19 protein-coding genes and 1 tRNA gene are annotated in these 18,367 nt (G+C 38.4%); 13 read left to right on the forward strand and 7 right to left on the reverse strand.

Features of this window, described 5'->3' with window-relative positions; genetic code table 11:
• The first annotated feature begins 3 nt into the window (after window positions 1–3).
• From QM911_RS00090 to QM911_RS00135, 10 genes are all read left to right on the forward strand, one after another.
• On the forward strand, window positions 4–351 hold the full coding sequence (locus QM911_RS00090) for a hypothetical protein (RefSeq protein ID WP_414312713.1): 348 nt from the start codon (window positions 4–6) through the stop codon (window positions 349–351).
• Window positions 352–388: 37 nt separating this feature from the next.
• Window positions 389–787, forward strand: a complete 399-nt coding sequence (locus QM911_RS00095; protein WP_414312714.1) for a hypothetical protein — start codon at window positions 389–391, stop codon at window positions 785–787.
• Window positions 788–840: 53 nt separating this feature from the next.
• Window positions 841–1,248: a hypothetical protein gene (locus QM911_RS00100; RefSeq protein ID WP_414312715.1), complete on the forward strand. Its 408-nt coding sequence runs from the start codon at window positions 841–843 to the stop codon at window positions 1,246–1,248.
• A gap of 381 nt (window positions 1,249–1,629) precedes the next feature.
• Complete coding sequence (locus tag QM911_RS00105) at window positions 1,630–2,622, forward strand: ABC transporter ATP-binding protein (protein ID WP_414312716.1); 993 nt, start codon at window positions 1,630–1,632, stop codon at window positions 2,620–2,622.
• Between the two features lies 1 nt (window position 2,623).
• A complete protein-coding gene (locus QM911_RS00110; protein WP_414282825.1) occupies window positions 2,624–3,442 on the forward strand; it encodes an ABC transporter permease in 819 nt (272 codons plus the stop codon).
• A 1-nt stretch (window position 3,443) separates the two neighbouring features.
• Window positions 3,444–4,229 (forward strand): ABC transporter permease, encoded by a 786-nt coding sequence (locus QM911_RS00115; protein WP_414312717.1) that lies wholly within the window; start codon window positions 3,444–3,446, stop codon window positions 4,227–4,229.
• 38 nt (window positions 4,230–4,267) lie between these two features.
• A complete protein-coding gene (locus QM911_RS00120) occupies window positions 4,268–4,729 on the forward strand; it encodes a GNAT family N-acetyltransferase (RefSeq protein WP_414312820.1) in 462 nt (153 codons plus the stop codon).
• A gap of 47 nt (window positions 4,730–4,776) precedes the next feature.
• Window positions 4,777–4,849 (forward strand) — tRNA-Thr (locus QM911_RS00125).
• A 335-nt stretch (window positions 4,850–5,184) separates the two neighbouring features.
• On the forward strand, window positions 5,185–6,054 hold the full coding sequence (locus QM911_RS00130) for a DUF6287 domain-containing protein (RefSeq protein WP_414312718.1): 870 nt from the start codon (window positions 5,185–5,187) through the stop codon (window positions 6,052–6,054).
• A gap of 175 nt (window positions 6,055–6,229) precedes the next feature.
• Window positions 6,230–6,535, forward strand: coding sequence for a hypothetical protein (locus QM911_RS00135; RefSeq protein WP_049504204.1), 306 nt, complete (start codon window positions 6,230–6,232; stop codon window positions 6,533–6,535).
• A gap of 46 nt (window positions 6,536–6,581) precedes the next feature.
• Here the strand turns inward: QM911_RS00135 and QM911_RS00140 are convergent, their stop codons facing one another.
• A complete protein-coding gene (locus QM911_RS00140) occupies window positions 6,582–8,243 on the reverse strand; it encodes an N-acetylmuramoyl-L-alanine amidase (RefSeq protein ID WP_414312719.1) in 1,662 nt (553 codons plus the stop codon).
• Window positions 8,244–8,361: 118 nt separating this feature from the next.
• Window positions 8,362–8,715 carry a DUF3397 domain-containing protein gene (locus QM911_RS00145; RefSeq protein WP_060955976.1) on the reverse strand — a complete coding sequence of 118 codons (354 nt, stop codon included), beginning with the start codon at window positions 8,713–8,715 and terminating at the stop codon, window positions 8,362–8,364.
• A 251-nt stretch (window positions 8,716–8,966) separates the two neighbouring features.
• On the opposite strand from QM911_RS00145, the gene QM911_RS00150 reads away from it, so the two are divergent.
• Window positions 8,967–10,217 (forward strand): dicarboxylate/amino acid:cation symporter, encoded by a 1,251-nt coding sequence (locus tag QM911_RS00150; protein WP_414312720.1) that lies wholly within the window; start codon window positions 8,967–8,969, stop codon window positions 10,215–10,217.
• A 14-nt stretch (window positions 10,218–10,231) separates the two neighbouring features.
• Window positions 10,232–11,173 carry an ATP-grasp domain-containing protein gene (locus tag QM911_RS00155; RefSeq protein ID WP_414312721.1) on the forward strand — a complete coding sequence of 314 codons (942 nt, stop codon included), beginning with the start codon at window positions 10,232–10,234 and terminating at the stop codon, window positions 11,171–11,173.
• A gap of 67 nt (window positions 11,174–11,240) precedes the next feature.
• Here the strand turns inward: QM911_RS00155 and QM911_RS00160 are convergent, their stop codons facing one another.
• Genes QM911_RS00160 through QM911_RS00180 form a run of 5 tightly spaced genes read right to left on the reverse strand, consistent with a single transcriptional unit; the run spans window position 11,241 to window position 15,945 of the window.
• Window positions 11,241–12,104 (reverse strand): YihY/virulence factor BrkB family protein, encoded by an 864-nt coding sequence (locus tag QM911_RS00160; protein ID WP_414312722.1) that lies wholly within the window; start codon window positions 12,102–12,104, stop codon window positions 11,241–11,243.
• Window positions 12,105–12,143: 39 nt separating this feature from the next.
• A complete protein-coding gene (locus tag QM911_RS00165) occupies window positions 12,144–14,198 on the reverse strand; it encodes a cation:proton antiporter (RefSeq protein ID WP_414312723.1) in 2,055 nt (684 codons plus the stop codon).
• 11 nt (window positions 14,199–14,209) lie between these two features.
• Entirely contained in the window at window positions 14,210–14,464 is a 255-nt protein-coding gene (locus QM911_RS00170) for a hypothetical protein (protein WP_006148185.1), read from the reverse strand.
• The gene (locus tag QM911_RS00175) at window positions 14,457–15,014 is read right to left on the reverse strand and encodes a class I SAM-dependent methyltransferase (protein ID WP_414312724.1); all 558 of its coding nucleotides are present in this window, start codon (window positions 15,012–15,014) and stop codon (window positions 14,457–14,459) included. Before QM911_RS00175 ends, QM911_RS00170 begins: the two co-directional genes overlap by 8 nt.
• Complete coding sequence (locus QM911_RS00180; protein ID WP_414312725.1) at window positions 14,998–15,945, reverse strand: TIGR01212 family radical SAM protein; 948 nt, start codon at window positions 15,943–15,945, stop codon at window positions 14,998–15,000. The genes QM911_RS00175 and QM911_RS00180 overlap by 17 nt, the downstream gene beginning before the upstream one ends.
• A gap of 191 nt (window positions 15,946–16,136) precedes the next feature.
• Between QM911_RS00180 and QM911_RS00185 the strand changes: the two genes are divergently transcribed.
• The gene (locus tag QM911_RS00185; RefSeq protein ID WP_414312726.1) at window positions 16,137–18,323 is read left to right on the forward strand and encodes a PTS transporter subunit IIBC; all 2,187 of its coding nucleotides are present in this window, start codon (window positions 16,137–16,139) and stop codon (window positions 18,321–18,323) included.
• Window positions 18,324–18,367 lie beyond the last annotated feature (44 nt).

Consider the following 18,367-nt stretch of genomic DNA (forward strand, 5'->3'; position numbering starts at 1 on the left):
GCCATGATATTCGATCAGTCCTTGCAAGCCTACGTTCATGAAGTAGATAATGTTCTTGTAGCTTGGGAAGAAAAACCAAGTGGGAGTTTTGAGACGAAGGCTCAATTGCTTGCAGCCAATTACCATAAAAATAGGTCTCGTATTCTTGCCTTTATACTGCCTCATTTACAAGAATTTTATGGGTATTTCACAGATGAAGAAGCTACTGAAAAATTGGGTAAACCCATCATCGAGCCAGAAAGACAAACCGTTACTTTCTGCGATCAAACTTTTGATGATATTCATATCTTTTCTTTTGACTATCAGGGGCAGGCATTTGAGAGTCTGGAGAATTTTGCCATTGATGGTTAAGGTCTGTTTTCAGTTTTAAAAAGAAGGAGAGAGACTGATGAGTACTGCTGATTTTGTCTTTATTGAGAGTAAAGACCCCATATTCCTAGATTTACAAGCCTTTTGTACTGCTTTGAGAGAAAAATTCCCAGGTATTTTGATCAGAGAAAGGACTAATCCTGAAAAAGCTTACTCGCTTTCTTGGGATTATCAAAGTCCTCAGCTTACCTTGGAAAGTTCTTTAAGTAGCAAGAAAAATGTTTTTGTGATTGATTACTTTGATTCAACGAACAGGTTACAGGATTATGCCTCCTATATCATCTGGCTTCGGAAATGGTTTCCACCTGAAGAGAAGGTTTCCTTTTGTGATGAAGGATATGAGTATGTGTTTGAACTTCCTAGTGATTTATCCCAAAAGGAGTTTGAAAACTACTTACGAACAAGGTTTGATGAGTGAAGAAGAAGTTCGAAAACGAATAATGATATGGAACAGTTGAAAAGGAGAATCAGATGCTTACTAAAGATGATATGTTAGTTGCTTTGCATGATGCAATTACTGAAGACCAAGAATTTGAGTTAGCAGACGAGATTGTAGATGCCATGGAGGCTTACCCTCAACCCTTTGATTTGGTTGACCCCGTCTTAGACTTTATTTCCAAACATCCAGAAGTAGATTTTGGAGCTCCAGGTGAGTTGGTTCACTTTGTGGAGCGATTTTATCATCAAGGCTATGAGGAATTATTGATGGAGTCAGTTCTAAAAAGTCCAACTGTGCATAACATCTGGATGCTTCATCGATGCTATAACGACAATGATCCAAATCTAGTCCGGCAGATTCAGACTTTGGTTGGAGAACTGAAGAAGGATAAGACTCTTGATTCACAAGTAAGAAGCTTGATTGAAGACTTAACTTGGTAGAGGGAGGTGATGTAGCATCACCTTTTTATCTTTTCTTAGAGATAAAAATTTTCGATATAAATTAACACTGGTTTTCCTTAGACATTTGCACTATAATAGGGTGTTATTAGGGCTTTCTTTCCTTATATTGAAAAAGAAGGCAGGTTTTTTGGGTGTTTTAAGGAAACTAATAAACCAGAATTTTTGTTTAAAAGCATTATTTTAAGAGAGAAATATCTAATTTTATAATCTATAAGCAAACGCTTGCATTCCTTTTTTTATTGGATTATAATAGGTTGGTATAAATCCTTCTGTAATAATATTGAGAAGGTGTAGAAAGTAAGGATTTAGAATTTTTGTAGTCAAAAATACAATGTTGTTTCTTACTAAAGGGAGATAGATATGGCAATGATAGAAGTGCAACATCTTCAGAAAAATTTTGCGAAGACAGTGAAGGAACCTGGTTTGAAGGGAGCTTTGCGCTCCTTTATTCATCCTGAAAAGCAGACCTTTGAAGCGGTCAAGGATTTAACTTTTGAAGTTCCAAAAGGGCAGATTTTAGGATTTATCGGGGCAAATGGTGCTGGGAAGTCAACCACCATCAAAATGCTGACAGGGATTTTAAAACCCACATCTGGCTTTTGTCGGATTAACGGCAAGATTCCCCAGGATAATCGCCAAGATTATGTCAAGGATATTGGAGTCGTTTTCGGACAACGCACCCAGCTATGGTGGGATTTGGCACTGCAAGAGACCTACACGGTCTTGAAGGAGATTTACGATGTGCCAGACTCGCTTTTCCATAAACGCATGGACTTTTTGAATGAAGTTTTGGATTTGAAGGAATTTATCAAGGATCCTGTGCGGACTCTTTCACTAGGTCAACGGATGCGGGCGGATATTGCGGCTTCCTTGCTTCACAATCCCAAGGTTCTCTTTTTAGATGAGCCTACCATTGGCTTGGATGTGTCGGTCAAGGATAACATTCGACGTGCTATCACCCAGATCAATCAAGAGGAAGAAACAACCATTCTCTTGACTACTCACGACCTGAGTGATATTGAGCAACTCTGTGATCGGATTTTTATGATTGACAAGGGGCAGGAGATTTTTGATGGAACGGTTAGCCAGCTCAAGGAAACCTTTGGCAAGATGAAGACTCTTTCTTTTGAACTGGTACCAGGTCAAAGTCATCTCGTCTCTCATTATGAGGGCTTGCCTGATATGTCCATTGATAGACAAGGAAATAACCTGACTATTGAATTCGATAGTTCCCGCTACCAGTCAGCTGATATTATCAAGCAAACCCTGTCTGATTTTGAAATCCGCGATTTGAAGATGGTGGATACGGATATTGAAGATATTATCCGTCGCTTCTATCGAAAGGAGCTCTAAGATGGTCAAATTGTGGAGACGTTATAAACCCTTTATCAATGCAGGGATTCAGGAGTTGATTACTTATCGAGTCAACTTTATTCTCTATCGGATTGGTGATGTCATGGGGGCTTTTGTGGCCTTTTATCTCTGGAAGGCTGTCTTTGATTCCTCCCAGGAGCCTTTGATTCAGGGCTTCAGTATGGCAGATATCACCCTTTACATCATCATGAGTTTTGTGACTAATTTATTAACTGAGTCAGATAGCTCCTTTATGATAGGTGATGAGGTAAAAGATGGCTCTATTATCATGCGTTTGCTGAGACCAGTACATTTTGCGGCCTCTTATCTTTTCACAGAGCTTGGTTCCAAGTGGTTGATTTTTATCTCTGTTGGCCTACCATTTTTAAGTGTCATTGTTTTAATAAAAATCTTATCTGGGCAAGGGATTCTAGAGGTGCTAGGATTAACTGTCCTTTATCTCTTTAGCTTAACTCTGGCTTATCTGATTAACTTTTTCTTTAATATCTGTTTTGGATTTTCAGCCTTTGTATTTAAAAATTTATGGGGTTCTCAAGTATTTAAGGCTTCACTAGTATCCTTTATGTCTGGAAGTTTAATTCCCTTGGCTTTTTTTCCAAAGGTGGTTTCAGATATTCTCTCCTTCTTGCCTTTTTCATCCTTAATTTACACTCCGGTCATGATTATTCTTGGGAAATACGATACCAGTCAGATTCTTCAAGCACTTTTGCTTCAGTTTTTCTGGCTTATAGTGATGGTGGGCTTGTCTCAGTTGATTTGGAAACGAGTCCAGACATTTATCACCATTCAGGGAGGTTAGGATGAAAAAATATCAACGCATGCATCTGATTTTTATCAGACAGTACATCAAGCAAATCATGGAATACAAGGTGGATTTTGTGGTAGGTGTCTTGGGAGTCTTTCTGACTCAAGGCCTGAACCTCTTGTTTCTTAATGTACTCTTTCAACACATCCCCTCGCTAGAAGGTTGGACCTTTCAAGAGATTGCCTTTATCTATGGATTTTCCTTAATTCCAAAGGGATTAGATCATCTCTTTTTTGACAATCTCTGGGCTTTAGGTCAACGACTAGTTCGAAAAGGGGAGTTTGACAAGTATCTGACTCGTCCTATCAATCCTCTCTTTCACATCCTCGTTGAGACCTTTCAGATTGATGCCTTGGGTGAACTTTTGGTCGGTGGAATCTTACTAGCAACAACGGCGACTAGCATTGCTTGGACTCTTCCCAAATTCCTGATTTTTCTAGTTTGTATTCCTTTTGCGACCTTGATTTATACTTCCTTGAAAATTGCAACAGCCAGTATTGCTTTTTGGACCAAGCAGTCAGGCGCTATGATTTACATTTTCTATATGTTTAATGACTTTGCCAAGTACCCGATTTCCATTTACAATTCATTTCTTCGATGGTTGATTAGCTTTATCGTTCCTTTCGCCTTTACGGCCTACTATCCTGCCAGCTATTTCTTGCAGGACAAGGATGGACTCTTTAATATTGGTGGTTTGATTCTGATTTCTCTTATCTTCTTTTGCATCTCTCTAAAACTTTGGAACAGGGGGTTAGATGCCTACGAAAGTGCTGGTTCGTAAGAGCTAAAGTAGGACTAAAATCAAGAAAGGAACTTATGATGTTTGTAATTAAAGAAGTCAAGTATGAAGATCAAAAAAAGGCAGTTGTCGCTGAGATTTTAAAGGATTTGCCAGAATGGTTTGGAATACCAGAAAGCACGCAAGCCTACATCGAAGGAGCCAAGGACCTGCAAGTGTGGGCCGCCTTTCAGGAGAGTGATTTGCTTGGCTTTGTGAGCTTGTCCTATTCCAGTGAAGATTGTGCAGAGATTGATTGTCTCGGTGTAAAAAAAGCTCATCAAGGTAGAGGAATTGGGAGTCAATTGCTTGCTACTTTAGAAAATGAAGCACGCAAAAACGTTGATTATTTACAAGTGAAAACAGTAGCAGAAGGCTCTAATAAAGATTATGATCGAACAAATGTCTTTTATCGCAGTCTTGGCTTTAAAAAATTAGAGATTTTTCCACAACTTTGGGGGCCTCAAAATCCTTGTCAGATTTTGATTAAAAAGATGGGTTAAGAATCCCTTGACATCCTTTCTTATAGTGCTATACTATAAGTGGAATCGCCGATTTAGCTCAGTTGGTAGAGCACCGCATTCGTAACGCGAAGGTCACAGGTTCGATCCCTGCAATCGGCATTTTTAGTAATGTAAAGAAAGACAAAGAAAATTCAAAATGTTTATTTGAAGGCAATTTTCTCAAGTTCATTGTTAAAAATAATTTAGCATTTTTAATTTTTTTGACCAAATTTTGACCAAAAAGGGAATATTGAATAAAGTAGATTAGGTTGATTTACTCTTTAGTAATATCCAAAAAAGTTTCTATAAAATTTTTATCTGTATTTGAAGAGTGGTATAATCTATGTGATAGATTACCTTTATACAAATATTATAGTATAGATTAGCATCAGAAAGAGTAAAACTGCAATAGCTGATTAGAATTATCAACAAATATTAAAATGAGGAGGAGTATCATGAAAAAGAAAGAACGGATAAAACAAGTAGATAAGACTCACGGTCGAAAAGCAACTGCATCGAAATTGGCAGAAACCCTTTCTACAATTAATAATATAAAAATGTATATCGGTCTTGCCATAACAGCTCTAGTTATAATCATTGTTGCTAGCATCTTTTTAAATTCACCTAATCTCAAGCAAGAAGCAAATCAAATTTCTTCCTCATCTAAGACTGAAGAGACGACAAAAAGTCAGGGGAAAGAGGATGATAAGGATAAGGATAAGGTAAAGGAAGAGAAAATTCAAAAGCTAAAGGAGCAATTGGCTGATTTGGATACCAAGATCTCAGAAGCGGAGCAGCATGTTAGTCAATTAAAAAAAGAAGTTTTTGTTCCCAAATTAGATATTGAAGCCCTCAGAAATAATGATTTATCAAGTTTAGAGGGTACTTGGCGGACACAGTCTGGTAATGAATATATCATTAATGATTCAGGGGAAGTCCAATCTTCTTTGATATACAATGATCAAAAGCATGAGTCTATTGTTGAATTGAAAGTATCAAAAAGTCAGAATGATCGCAACCCAGAAACAGTAGCCCTTGGTGCTTGGGCAAAAGGTTCTCAGGCGGGAGGGTTTGTGGTAGTCGTTGTACCAAGTGGTGTTGTCATGGAACCTGGTGGTGATGGTAAAATAACAGACAATTCCAATCACACTGAGGATAGACTCTTTGCAGGACAACAATATGAAGGAATGTTGATGCATCCAGAAAATGTTTACTATCGCGTTAAACCAGATACGAGCCAATTAGAATCAGAAGAGAAGAATTTAGCGAAATTGAAAGCTGATCGTGATGCCATCAAATCAGCTTTAGAGTCTAAAGAAAAATGAAAAATGAATGAAAAGAAGCCAGCAATGGCTTCTTTTTTAGAAAAATTCTGACCACATAGTCTATCATATCTGCCACATAGACAAAAGCTATTGTTTGCGATTTTTATTTCTGTTATAGTTGTAATTGTTAAAGGGAGATAAAACTTCCTAACAAAATAGAAAATGAGGTCGTATCATGAAAAAAGTAGTAGGTATCGGATTTTTAGTCGTTGCAGTAGCAGTTTTGTATTTTGGTTTTGTTGGATGGCCAAGTTTGGATGTCAATATCTGGGCCCTCTTTCCAGTAGGTTTATTCCTATTTTTTACCCTTGAGAATTTGGTGAAAAAAGATTACAAGGCCAGTCTCATGAGCTTGATTATTGCCTTTATCATCGCCAATGCCATTCTTGATATCTTGCCACTTTCAAGCGGTTTGGTTATCGGTGCTGGAGTCTTGGCTTGCGTTGGAATTGGATTTCTTTTTCCTGAAGCCAATAAGTAAGAAAAATAATACAAAAAAATCTCGAGATTTTCTCGAGATTTTTTCTTTATTGACCTGCGTAATATTTTTGAATCCCTTTTACAATACCTGCAACCAATCTGTTTTGGTAGGCATCACTGCGGACTTGTTGATTCTCATTGAAATTGTCAATATATCCCAATTCCAATAGAACGGCTGGTTTATTAGTTTCTCGAAGGACAGCAAAACTACTTCGTAGACGACCTGCATCCTTAGCACCAGTTTCAGCTAATAGTGAAGAGTGGATATCTGCCGCGAGGCGATTGCTTTCACTGATTCTGTCAGGGTGGTTATGCCAGTAAGGATTGATCTTAGAAGGATAACCAGCAGCTTCTTCATAAGAATAAGTCTGGATTCCAGCTCTGTTTGAAGCTGGATTACCACTAGCATTGAAGTGAATACTAATAAAGATATCTGAGTCAGTCTTATTAACCATTCTTGAACGTTCGGTGACAAAGTCTACAAAGACATCACTGTCTCTTGAAGAAAGAACAGTATAGCCGAGTCCTTCAAGCTCCTTGCGTAGCTTTTGGTAAACTTGCATGTTCAGTTCTTTTTCGGTGATGTTATAATAAGATGCTCCAGGATCTTTACCACCATGGCCTGGATCTAGGAAGATGATATTGTTATATTTCCCCTTTTCAAACCCGTGGCTTGTAGAAGCTTCTCCAAGCCATTTTCCATCACTTTGAAATTGCTGGTCTTTCCCATTAATTTTATAGGTACCTGTAACATAGACTCCATTTTCATCTACATAGTAGCGAGCTTTATAGTAACCATCGTCAATCCATTCGCTCTTAGCCATGTAGCCACCTGCCTTGAGGTAGTAGGATCCGATCCATTGACGCTCTGCATAGGTTCCACCAGATTTCAAGTAGAACCAACTATCATAGTTTTTATCGAAAATCCATTCTTTTTCAGCCATAGCACCGCTACCTTTTAGGTAGTAGCTACCTTGCCATTGGTTGTTTGCCATAGTGGCGTCTTTGTTAAAATAGTACCAGGTACCACTAATTTTGTCCCACTTATTTTTGATTAATTTACCAGAAGCAGGGGCATAGTACCATTGTCCATCTTGTTTTACCCAAGAACTCTCAGCCATGGCACCACTATTAGTAAACAGATAGTCGTCAAAAATCGTGTTGCTGAGCATGACACCGTCTTGATCAAAATAGTACCAGACACCACCGATCTTTTCCCATTTTTGTTGAGAAATTTTTCCATAAGCGTTAGCGTAATACCATTTTTCTTGGAGTTTACTCCAACCAGAATCGACCATGGCCCCGCTACTAGTAAGGATATATCCGTCAAAAATAGTATCGCTCAACATGATGCCATCTTTGTTGAAGTAGTACCATTTTCCGTGGATTTTTTTCCAGTTAAGAACAGGGGCATTATTTTCATAGAAGCGCCAGATATTTTCCTCTAATACCCAACCTTCTTTTTGAACTTCTGGTGCCTTGTCTTCTTCTTTCTTAGTTGGATTTGTCGTTTGATTGGCATTTGCTTCAGTTGAAGGTTCAGCTTCCTTGGCAGGAAGACTATTTTTCTCTACTTTGTCAGTAGCGGTTTCACTATGTGTTGTTTCTACTGGGGTTGACTGTACTTTGTTTTCCTCAGCATAGCTAAGGTTGGTTGTTAGACCAAAAACTGAAAGCGTAATGGCGCTTGCCAAGAGCGTTTTTTTCACTTGATTAATCTCCTATACATTTTTTATAATCTTTTTTAAAATCTCATTAGAAAAGCCCCTCTTAGGAATATCTAGAAAGCAAGATCGAGGTGTTGGTGGGCTATATTGTAATAGTTGACTATTTCATCACGAAAATTTGAACAATCATGATGATATAGATGAGCAGTGTTAGTAAAAATCCAGCTCGCCAAAAGAATTTAATAAATTTTGGATAATAAAAACTACGTTTTTTATTTAAGAAGAAAAAGACTAACACAATTGCTAGTATTGATAAGGCCGTTCCCAATACTGGAAGTTGATTGTGTGTGAACATCTTAGCCGTAATCAAATAGTATTCAAAAATTAGAAAAGGAAAAGCTAAATCAGCAGCATTGATGCCCCTTTTTTTTAACTTAAAGAGTCTGCTTAAAATAATCGCCAGAGCTAAGGTTAGTACCAAAAGCAAGATGGAAGCAAGTTTCATTAAAATCATACCATTATTGTATCATAAAATTTAGAGAATAGAAAAGTAAATTCCTTGATTTATCACTGTTTTAGCAAAAAATCATTGGTAAGAAACAGATTTTATAATTCCTGCTTGATCAGAATAAATCATGTGTTCGATACAATGATAGTTTGAGTCCTCAATATAAATCTTTTTTATGTTCACCATAGAAAATATATATTAGTCAGAAGTGAAGAATCGTAGTAGAATGAGTAGCAAATAAAACAAAGGAGTTTCTTATGAAATTAGTTACTTTATGGTCAAAACTCTCACTAGGTATTCAATTATTGGTGGCTTTGGTCTTGGGTGTTATCGCTGCCCTTATCTGGCCACAATTTGCAGGCTTTTATCAATTTTTAGGTCAAGCCTTTATTAAATTGATCAATATGGTTATCATTCCGCTAATCTTCCCAACCATCGTTGTTGCAGTAGCTGGAGTTATCGGAAAAAAATCTTTCGGAAAAATCTTGACCAAGAGTTTGGTTTACTTTTTTGCCGTAACAACTGCCATTACTCTTTTGTTTGTATTTGCTAGTTACTATCTAGGATTTGGTCAAGGAGTGAATATCGGTCAAACTGGTGGAAACCTTGATGGGATTGCTAACAATGTCAAGTTTAGCGAATTTTTGCTTGGTTTTATTCCATCAAATATCGTCAAGTCACTTTCAGAAGGTGCCCTCTTGCCAATTATCGTTTTTGCCATCTTTCTTGGTTACGGAATTGGGAATCTTAAGACTGATAAATCTCAGAAGATTATAGAAGGTTTCCAAATCTGGATTGAAGCCATTTACAAGATTGTTGCAGTAATTATCAAACTATCACCGATTGGAATTTTTGGATTTATCGCTAAAGATGTTGCAACTACGGGTGTCGACAAGTTGATTGGGCTTGGTCAGTTTGTAATTGGAACTTATCTGGCTTATGCTGTTTTAGTTCTCCTTATTTTCCCATTGATTGCTTTCTTCTTTAAAGTACCGTATTTATCAGCCTTTCGTGAAAATTGGAGTCTCTTGACTTTGGCTTTTGTTACTGGAAGTTCTAGTGTGGTTTTGCCATCACTACTTAAAGATTTGAAAAAACAGGGGCATGACGAGCATACAATTGATTTAGTTGTTCCTTTAGGATATACTTTTAACTTAGAAGGAGCAGCGGTTTATTTCTCAGTAGCGACAATTTTTATCGCCCACGCCTATGGAATTCAATTTTCTTTATCAAGTCTTTTGTTTACTGTTTTACTCTTGACCTTGATTGGAAAAACTGCAGCAACTGTGCCATCAGGAGCTATCGTAGTTTTATTAGCTGCAGCACCTCAATTGGGCTTGCCAGTTGAAGGAGTGGCCTTGATTTTTGCAGTTGATTTCTTTGTCAATGCAGGCCGTACCATGATCAATGTTTTGGGTCAAATCTTAACAGTCAGCGTTATCGAAAAAACAGAAGGATATATTTTAGAGGAAGAAAAGGAAAGCCAATTATCAGTCAGCTTTTCTTAAGGAGTTTATAAGTAATGAGTGAAGCAAAAGTTTATGTGATACATGAGAATCTAGAATGGACCCAGCATTTGGTCAAATGGTTGGAAGAATTAGAAGTCCCTTATGAACTATGGGATTTGTCTAGTGGGATTTTAGATTTGCAAAGCCCACCGCCACAAGGTATCTTTTACAATCGTATGTCTGCCTCTTCTCACACAAGAGGACATCGTTATGCGCCAGAATTTACAGAGCAAGTGATTACTTGGTTAGAAGCACACGGACGCAAAGTTGTGAATGGTACCGGTGCTATCAACCTTGAAATTAGTAAAGTCAAACAATATTTGAAGTTAAACGAATCTGGTATCGAGACTCCTGCAACAGTTGCGGTTTTAGGGCAAGAAAACATCATTGAAGCAGCAAGAAAATTAAACATTTATCCTTTGATTACCAAGCACAATCGAGCAGGTAAGGGATTAGGCGTTCAACTCTTCCAAAATGAAGAGGAACTGGCAGCTTATGTTAATAGCCCTCTCTTTGAACCTTCAGTGGACGGGATTACCTTGTTACAAGCTTACATCAAACCAAGTGATGGACGTATCCGTCGTTCAGAGTTTATCAATCAGAAGTTTCTCTATACTGTTTCGATTGATTCTTCAGATGGATTCCAACTGTGTCCAGCAGATGGTTGCCAAATCGGCAAGAGACCAGAGCAACTAGAAACGTCTGAAAAATTCCAGATTACAGAACCTCTACCAGATGACCGAAGAGAAGCTTATGAGAATTTCTTGAAAAATGCTCAGATTGAAGTTGCGGCGATTGAATGGGTTCAATCAGAGAGTGGTGATATTTATGTTTATGATGTAAATACCAACACCAATTACAATCCTACCGCAGAAAAAATTGCCAATATTTTTGCTCACCAACATTTGGCTCAGTATCTAAAAACAGAATTGCAAGCCCTAACGAGTGAACAATAAAGTAGGAAATTCAAAAATCCCCCAGTATTAAATGACTGGGGGATTGATTTGTAAAATCGGTGAAATCTTATTGATTTGCTTTAAAGTCTGGATCCTTCAAACTTTGAACGCTGGCATTGAGGACAGCACCGATAATTAATATCTTGGCAATGATAATGAACCAGAACATCATAACAACGACGACGATTGAACTGAAAAATCTGACGTCAACGAGATAATTGACATAATTGTTGAAATAAGCTGCAAAGATGTTTAATAAAGCAATCGTCGTAATTAGTACAAAGAGACTTCCAGGTATGATGTAGCGAATCCTACTTACTTTAACATTTGGTAGGAAATAATAGAGCATGATTACGATTGCAAAAAGAAAGGCATAGATCAGCGGACCTGTAAAATCTTGTAGATAAGAAAACAGAGCACTCTCGGATTTCCAGTAGTTTTTTAGTAAATCCATTAGCATATGGCCAAACATACTGAGGAATAAAGTAATCGCAAAGAGAATTTGAAGTCCGAAGCTAACTAAGAGACTCATCAGCTGATGTGAGATAATTCCTCTATTTTTTGCAACTCCATAGGCTTTATTAAAGGCTTTCTGAAGAAAATTCATGGATTTGGAGAAAGTCCAAAGAGCTGATAAGATCGCAAAACTTAGTAAACCTGTTGATGGTTGAGTCAGAACTTCTCTGACAATTTTTGCAACAACTTCATAGATTGTATCTGGTAAAAATTCCTTGATTGTTAATAGAAAGTTTGAGATGGGAATTTGAAAGTAGGGTAAGATATTGACCACTATCATGAGTAAAGGGAAGATTGAAATCAACCAATAGTAGGCAACAGCAACGCTAGTTAACTCACTATCGGAGGCTTGGTAGTAGTGCAAAAAAGCTTTTAATAAGGGTCTATCAGTCAGCTGTTTCCACAACTTTTTCATGTTACAATCCTCCAGTTTTTCTCTTGTTTTCTATAGACTTTAATTTCTTCGGACTAATTCCATCATATCATAAGGTAAGGTATTAGCAGATTCTTTTAAGGAATAAGTTTCTAAATTATTGACATTTTGGCGTAGCTTTTTGGCATATTGAGCTGAGATGAGTTTTTGAGCTTCGTATTCAAAGATACACTTACGTTCAAGGTAATAACCTCTAAGCATTTCATCAATGTTATTGGGTTTGATACGATTGATAACTCGTTCCACAAAGGCACCACTCGTAATATGACTGGTTTCGCGAAGACGAGATTCCTGCATGAAGCTGATTAAAGAACTCTTATAAATCCCTTTGAGGTTTTCCAAACTCTCGATAATAATTTCAGTGTTGGCTAGGTAGAGTTCAGCAATCTGGTCATAATCAATGGCAAGAAGTCGCTGTTTTTCCTTGTCTTTCCACGAGCGGAATGTTTTCCCAAATGTGAGCAATTCATGAAGTAGAAAACGAAGAATGCGTATGGAGACAAGGAAGTAGTAAGTTAGTCGAGAAGCAAAGTTTCGCTTAATATTTTTCTCCATGCTTTTCAAGTAGCGTTGGTAGACACGATAAGCACGATCTCCAATCTTTCCTTCTTCATAGGCTTGTTCCAAGCCATCGCTTTCAACACTGAGAATCAAGAGTTTAAGAGCTTCCCAGTCCTCCTGAATTTCTTTGTTTTCTTGACTAAGAATAAGATTTTCAATACGTCCATGATAATTGTCAATAGCCGCATAGAGTGGAACCTTGTTTTTTGTGTTCTCTAAATCCTTCTCTAATTCCATGGCGACATCGTTTAAGATAGCGATGTGCATGAGCTGATCCTTAGATGGTTCTTTCTCTTCAGAAAGGTGTGGGAGTACCAGTAATCCCGTCAGGAAACTTACCAGGGTTACACCAGCTACGAGGAAGAGAAGAAGAGGATATTCTTGTTCCAGATTAGACGGTATCAAAAGGATAGTGGCAATGGATACAGTTCCCTTCACACCAGAAAAGGTAAGGAGGAGCATGTCTTTGACATATTTGTCCAAACTTTTATGAAGCTTCTTAATCCGAAATGCGTAAAATCCATAGATCATGACAAAGCGGATAGCAAAAAGCAGGAAGGTCAAGAGGAAAACGCTGAGTAAGAGAAGAACTTTGTTGTAGAAAGCACTCTTAAGAATTGGTTCCGCAATCATTTCCAGTTCCATCCCAAGAATGACAAATACTGAACCATTGAGCATAAAGGTTACAGTCTGCCAAACAGTCTCAGTAACTGTATCAACTTGTGCTTCAAGGAGATTTATTTTCTTGAAACGACTGGCTTTCAGAATCCCAGCAACAACAACGGCGATGATGCCTGAAACATGAATTTCTTCGGCTATGAAAAAAGTCAAGAGAGGTAAACTAAGTTCCAATAAGAGCTCACTCGCGATATCTGTTGCACGGACACTGAGTAGAAAGGTATGAAGGAAGCGATTGATTAGGGCTGTTATAAAGCCGACTGCAACCCCTCCAACGATGGAAATGGCTAATGAGGTTCCGGCTTGGGTAAGGGAGAATGTTCCTGTTGTCCAAGCGATGAGAGCCATACGAAAGGCTACTAGCCCAGAAGCATCATTCAGAAGACCTTCTCCTTTTAGGATATTAGAAACCCGCTTTGGGAAGGAAAAGCGTTGAGAAAGGGATGCGAAGGCTACTAGGTCTGTAGGCCCTAAAGCAGCACCAACTGCTACACAGGCGGCTAATGGTAGGCTAGCCCAAAGGACATGAGCGAGTCCCCCCATGCTCAGCGCTGAGATAAAGATAACTGGGAAAATCAAGTAGAGGACAATCCGCCAGTGTTTTAGGATAGAAGTAATGTCTGCTTCTTGAGCCTCTCGGAATAGTAGTGGGCCAATGACTAAAGCTAGAAACAACTCAGTATCTAAATGATATTGGTTGTTGGGTAAACAAAGTCCAATTCCAATCCCTAACAAAATTTGAATCAGAGGCATGGGTAAAAAGGGCAGAAGCTTATTGGTCGTACTAGAAACAATAAGAACTAGTAAAAATACCAAGAGATAAAAAAGTAAATTCATTTTCCACCTCCCTATTTTTGTTTACGACAATTTTCAAAAAGTTCCTTTTGTTCTTGGATTTTTTGATCAATCTTTGAGCAGTCCTTATGTTCTATTTTTTTCTGACAACGCTCCATTTCAAGTGAAATCATTTTCTTCTTGATTTTTAGCATTTTTTTACTCATATGTGCTTCATCCAAAATACCAACTGCACGTTCATGTTGGGTTGACTCGACAAAGTTGTGACGAAGAGCTTCGATTTTATCTTTTAGGTATTGTTTATCCATGTCGATACCTTTCTAATTTTTCAATCATAACTAAAAATGGTGGATTGTTAATTTGGTTGAGGGTGCGATAGATAGTAGCAGTATATTTTTGTTGCGGTAACTGACTAACATAATCCATAACTGCATCCCGTTCTATATCTCCGCCGTCATGTCCGTAATAAATCATGATGGCTATTCGTCCGCCTTTAACGAGCATCTGACAGAGTTTTTCAAGTGCCTCAATGGTTGTGTGAGGTTTAGTAATAATAGACTTATCGGCAGAAGGAAGATAACCTAGATTAAAGATGGCTGCTTTCACTTCAGTTGCAAACTGATTCACGGTTTCGTGACCTTGTAGAAGTAACTCTACATTGGTCAAACCAGCTTCTTGTAGACGTTGACTTGTTTTTTCAAGAGCTTGTTCTTGTATATCAAAAGCGTAGACTTGTTTAGCCAATTTGGCAAGGAAAAGTGTATCATGTCCATTTCCCATTGTTGCATCTACAACAACATCATCTTTTGTGATGACTTGTGCAAGAAAATCATGTGCCATTTCAAGTGGTTTTTTCATTCATAAACTCCTGTTTTATAGCCTTGCATCCTTGGACACTACCTCGACGTCTCATTTCAGCTTCTATGCTATTTAGAACTTCCCATTTATTGAGACTCCACATAGGACCAATCAGCATATCTCTAGGCGCATCACCCGTAATCCGATGGATAACTATATGTTTGGGAATGATTTCTAGCTGATCACAGATGACCTTGACATATTCATCCTGACTCATGAGCTGCAAACGACCTTCATGATAATCACGTTGCATCCGAGTATTGGTCATGAGGTGAAGTAGGTGAAGTTTAATCCCTTGAATATCATTATCCGTCACACAGCGACGAACATTTTCCACCATCATGTCATGAGTTTCCCCTGGCAAGCCATTAATCAAATGGGCAACAATTTCAATCTTGGGATATTTCCTTAAGCGTTTAACTGTCTCCACATAGAGTTCATAGGAGTGGGCACGGTTAATCAATTCAGAAGTGGCTTCATATGTTGTTTGTAAGCCTAACTCTACGGTAACATGCATTCGCTCTGATAATTCTGCCAAGTATTCGATAGTCTCATCGGGTAGACAGTCTGGACGAGTACCGATATTGATACCGACAACCCCAGGTTCGTTGATAGCTTGTTCATAGCGTTCGCGAATCACTTCCAGTTTTTCATGGGTATTGGTAAAATTTTGGAAGTAAACCAAATATTTTTTAACTTCAGGCCATTTACGATGCATAAAGTCAATTTCCTTATAAAATTGCTCGCTGATAGGTGCATCAGGAGCAACGATTGCATCTCCAGAACCAGAAACCGTACAAAAAGTACAGCCCCCATGTGCTACAGTTCCATCACGGTTTGGACAGTCAAAGCCAGCATCAATAGGAACTTTAAAAGTTTTTTCTCCAAAAAGTATTCGATAGTAATCATTCAAGGTATTATAGGATTTCATAGCTAATATTATATCAGAAAACACTAGTAAACTCAAAGTTAGCAAATGAGTGAGGGATATCGAAATGATAAAACAAAAAAAATTCTTTTAAAAAAGACTTTACAAAAAAATAAAAAGTGGTATAATTAAGTCACAAACAAGTGCAAACGTTTTCGTAAAACGTTTGCCGAATAAATATAAAGGAGATTTGAATGATGAAAGATACATTCAAAAATGTCTTGTCTTTCGAATTTTGGCAGAAATTCGGTAAGGCTCTAATGGTGGTTATCGCTGTTATGCCAGCGGCTGGATTGATGATTTCAATCGGTAAGTCACTTGCAATGATTGACCCAAACCTTGCTCCCCTAGTTATTACTGGTGGCGTACTAGAGCAAATCGGTTGGGGAGTTATCGGTAACCTTCATATTTTGTTTGCCCTTGCTATTGGAGGAAGCTGGGCTAAGGAACGCGCAGGCGGTGCTTTTGCGGCTGGTCTTGCATTTATCCTTATTAACCGTATCACTGGTACAATCTTCGGTGTATCAGGGGATATGTTGAAGGATCCTAACGCAATGGTATCAACACTCTTTGGTAACTCTATCAAAGTTTCTGATTACTTCATTAGTGTACTTGAGGCGCCAGCCCTTAACATGGGTGTATTTGTAGGGATTATCTCAGGTTTTGTTGGAGCGACTGCTTTTAACAAATACTACAACTTCCGTAAACTTCCTGATGCACTTTCATTCTTTAACGGAAAACGTTTTGTACCATTTGTAGTTATTCTTCGCTCAGCAATCGCTGCAATTCTTCTTTCAGCTTTCTGGCCACTTATTCAGACAGGTATCAACAACTTCGGTATCTGGATTGCCAATTCACAAGAAACAGCACCAGTTCTTGCACCATTCTTGTATGGTACTTTGGAACGCTTGCTCTTGCCATTTGGTCTTCACCATATGTTGACTATCCCAATGAACTATACAGCTCTTGGTGGTACTTACGATATTTTAACTGGTGCAGCAAAAGGCACTCAAGTATTTGGACAAGATCCACTTTGGCTTGCATGGGTAACAGACCTTGTTAACCTAAAAGGTACTGATGCTAGCCAATACCAAACATTGCTAGATACAGTTCATCCAGCTCGTTTCAAAGTTGGACAAATGATTGGATCATTCGGTATTTTGATGGGTGTGGCTGCTGCTATTTACCGTAATGTTGAAGCAGACAAGAAACACCAATACAAAGGAATGATGATTGCAACAGCTCTTGCAACTTTCTTGACAGGGGTTACTGAGCCAATCGAATACATGTTCATGTTTGTTGCAACACCTCTTTATCTTGTTTATTCTGTTGTTCAAGGTGCTGCCTTTGCTATGGCTGATATTGTTCACCTTCGTGTGCACTCATTCGGTTCAATCGAATTCTTGACTCGTACTCCACTAGCAATCAATGCTGGTCTTGGTATGGACATCATTAACTTTATCTGGGTAACAGCACTATTTGCAGTTATCATGTACTTCATTGCTAACTTCATGATTCAAAAATTCAACTATGCGACTCCAGGACGTAACGGAAACTATGAAAATGCCGAAGGTTCATCAGAATCTGAAGCTGCTGGTGAGTCAAAAGTAGCAGAAGCTTCTCAAGCTGTTAACATCATCAACCTTCTTGGTGGACGCGCTAACATCGTCGATGTGGACGCATGTATGACTCGTCTTCGTGTAACTGTAAAAGACGCTGAAAAAGTCGGAACAGAAGAACAATGGAAAGCTGAAGGAGCTATGGGACTTGTCATGAAAGGACAAGGTGTCCAAGCTATCTACGGACCTAAAGCTGACGTTTTGAAATCAGATATTCAAGACCTTCTTGACTCAGGTGAAGTAATTCCTGAAACTCTTCCAAGTCAAATGGCAGCAGCTCAAAAAGATGCTGTTGTATATAAAGGTGTGACTGAAGAAGTTTACTCAGTTGCTGACGGTCAAGTGATTGAATTGGACCAAGTTAAGGATCCTGTATTCGCACAAAAAATGATGGGTGACGGATTTGCAGTGGAACCAGCAAACGGAAACATTGTATCTCCAGTATCAGGTACTGTATCAAGTATCTTCCCAACTAAACACGCTCTTGGTCTTGTGACTGAGTCAGGACTTGAAGTACTTGTTCACATTGGTTTGGACACAGTAAGTCTTGAAGGAAAACCATTTACAGTTCGTGTTACTGAAGGACAACAGGTTGCTGCTGGTGATCTTCTTGTCACAGCAGACTTGGGTGCTATTCGTGAAGCTGGTCGTGAAACTACAACTGTGGTTGTATTCACAAATGGTGATGCGATCAAATCAGTTAAGTTAGAACAAACAGGTTCTCTTGCAGCTAAAACAGCAGTTGCAAAAGTAGAATTGTAATATTTAGGAGGTTGGAAGCTGTTTCCAACCTCTTGTTTATAGGA

It is taken from the genome of Streptococcus infantis, from assembly GCF_047460825.1.
GTDB lineage: Bacteria > Bacillota > Bacilli > Lactobacillales > Streptococcaceae > Streptococcus > Streptococcus infantis_V.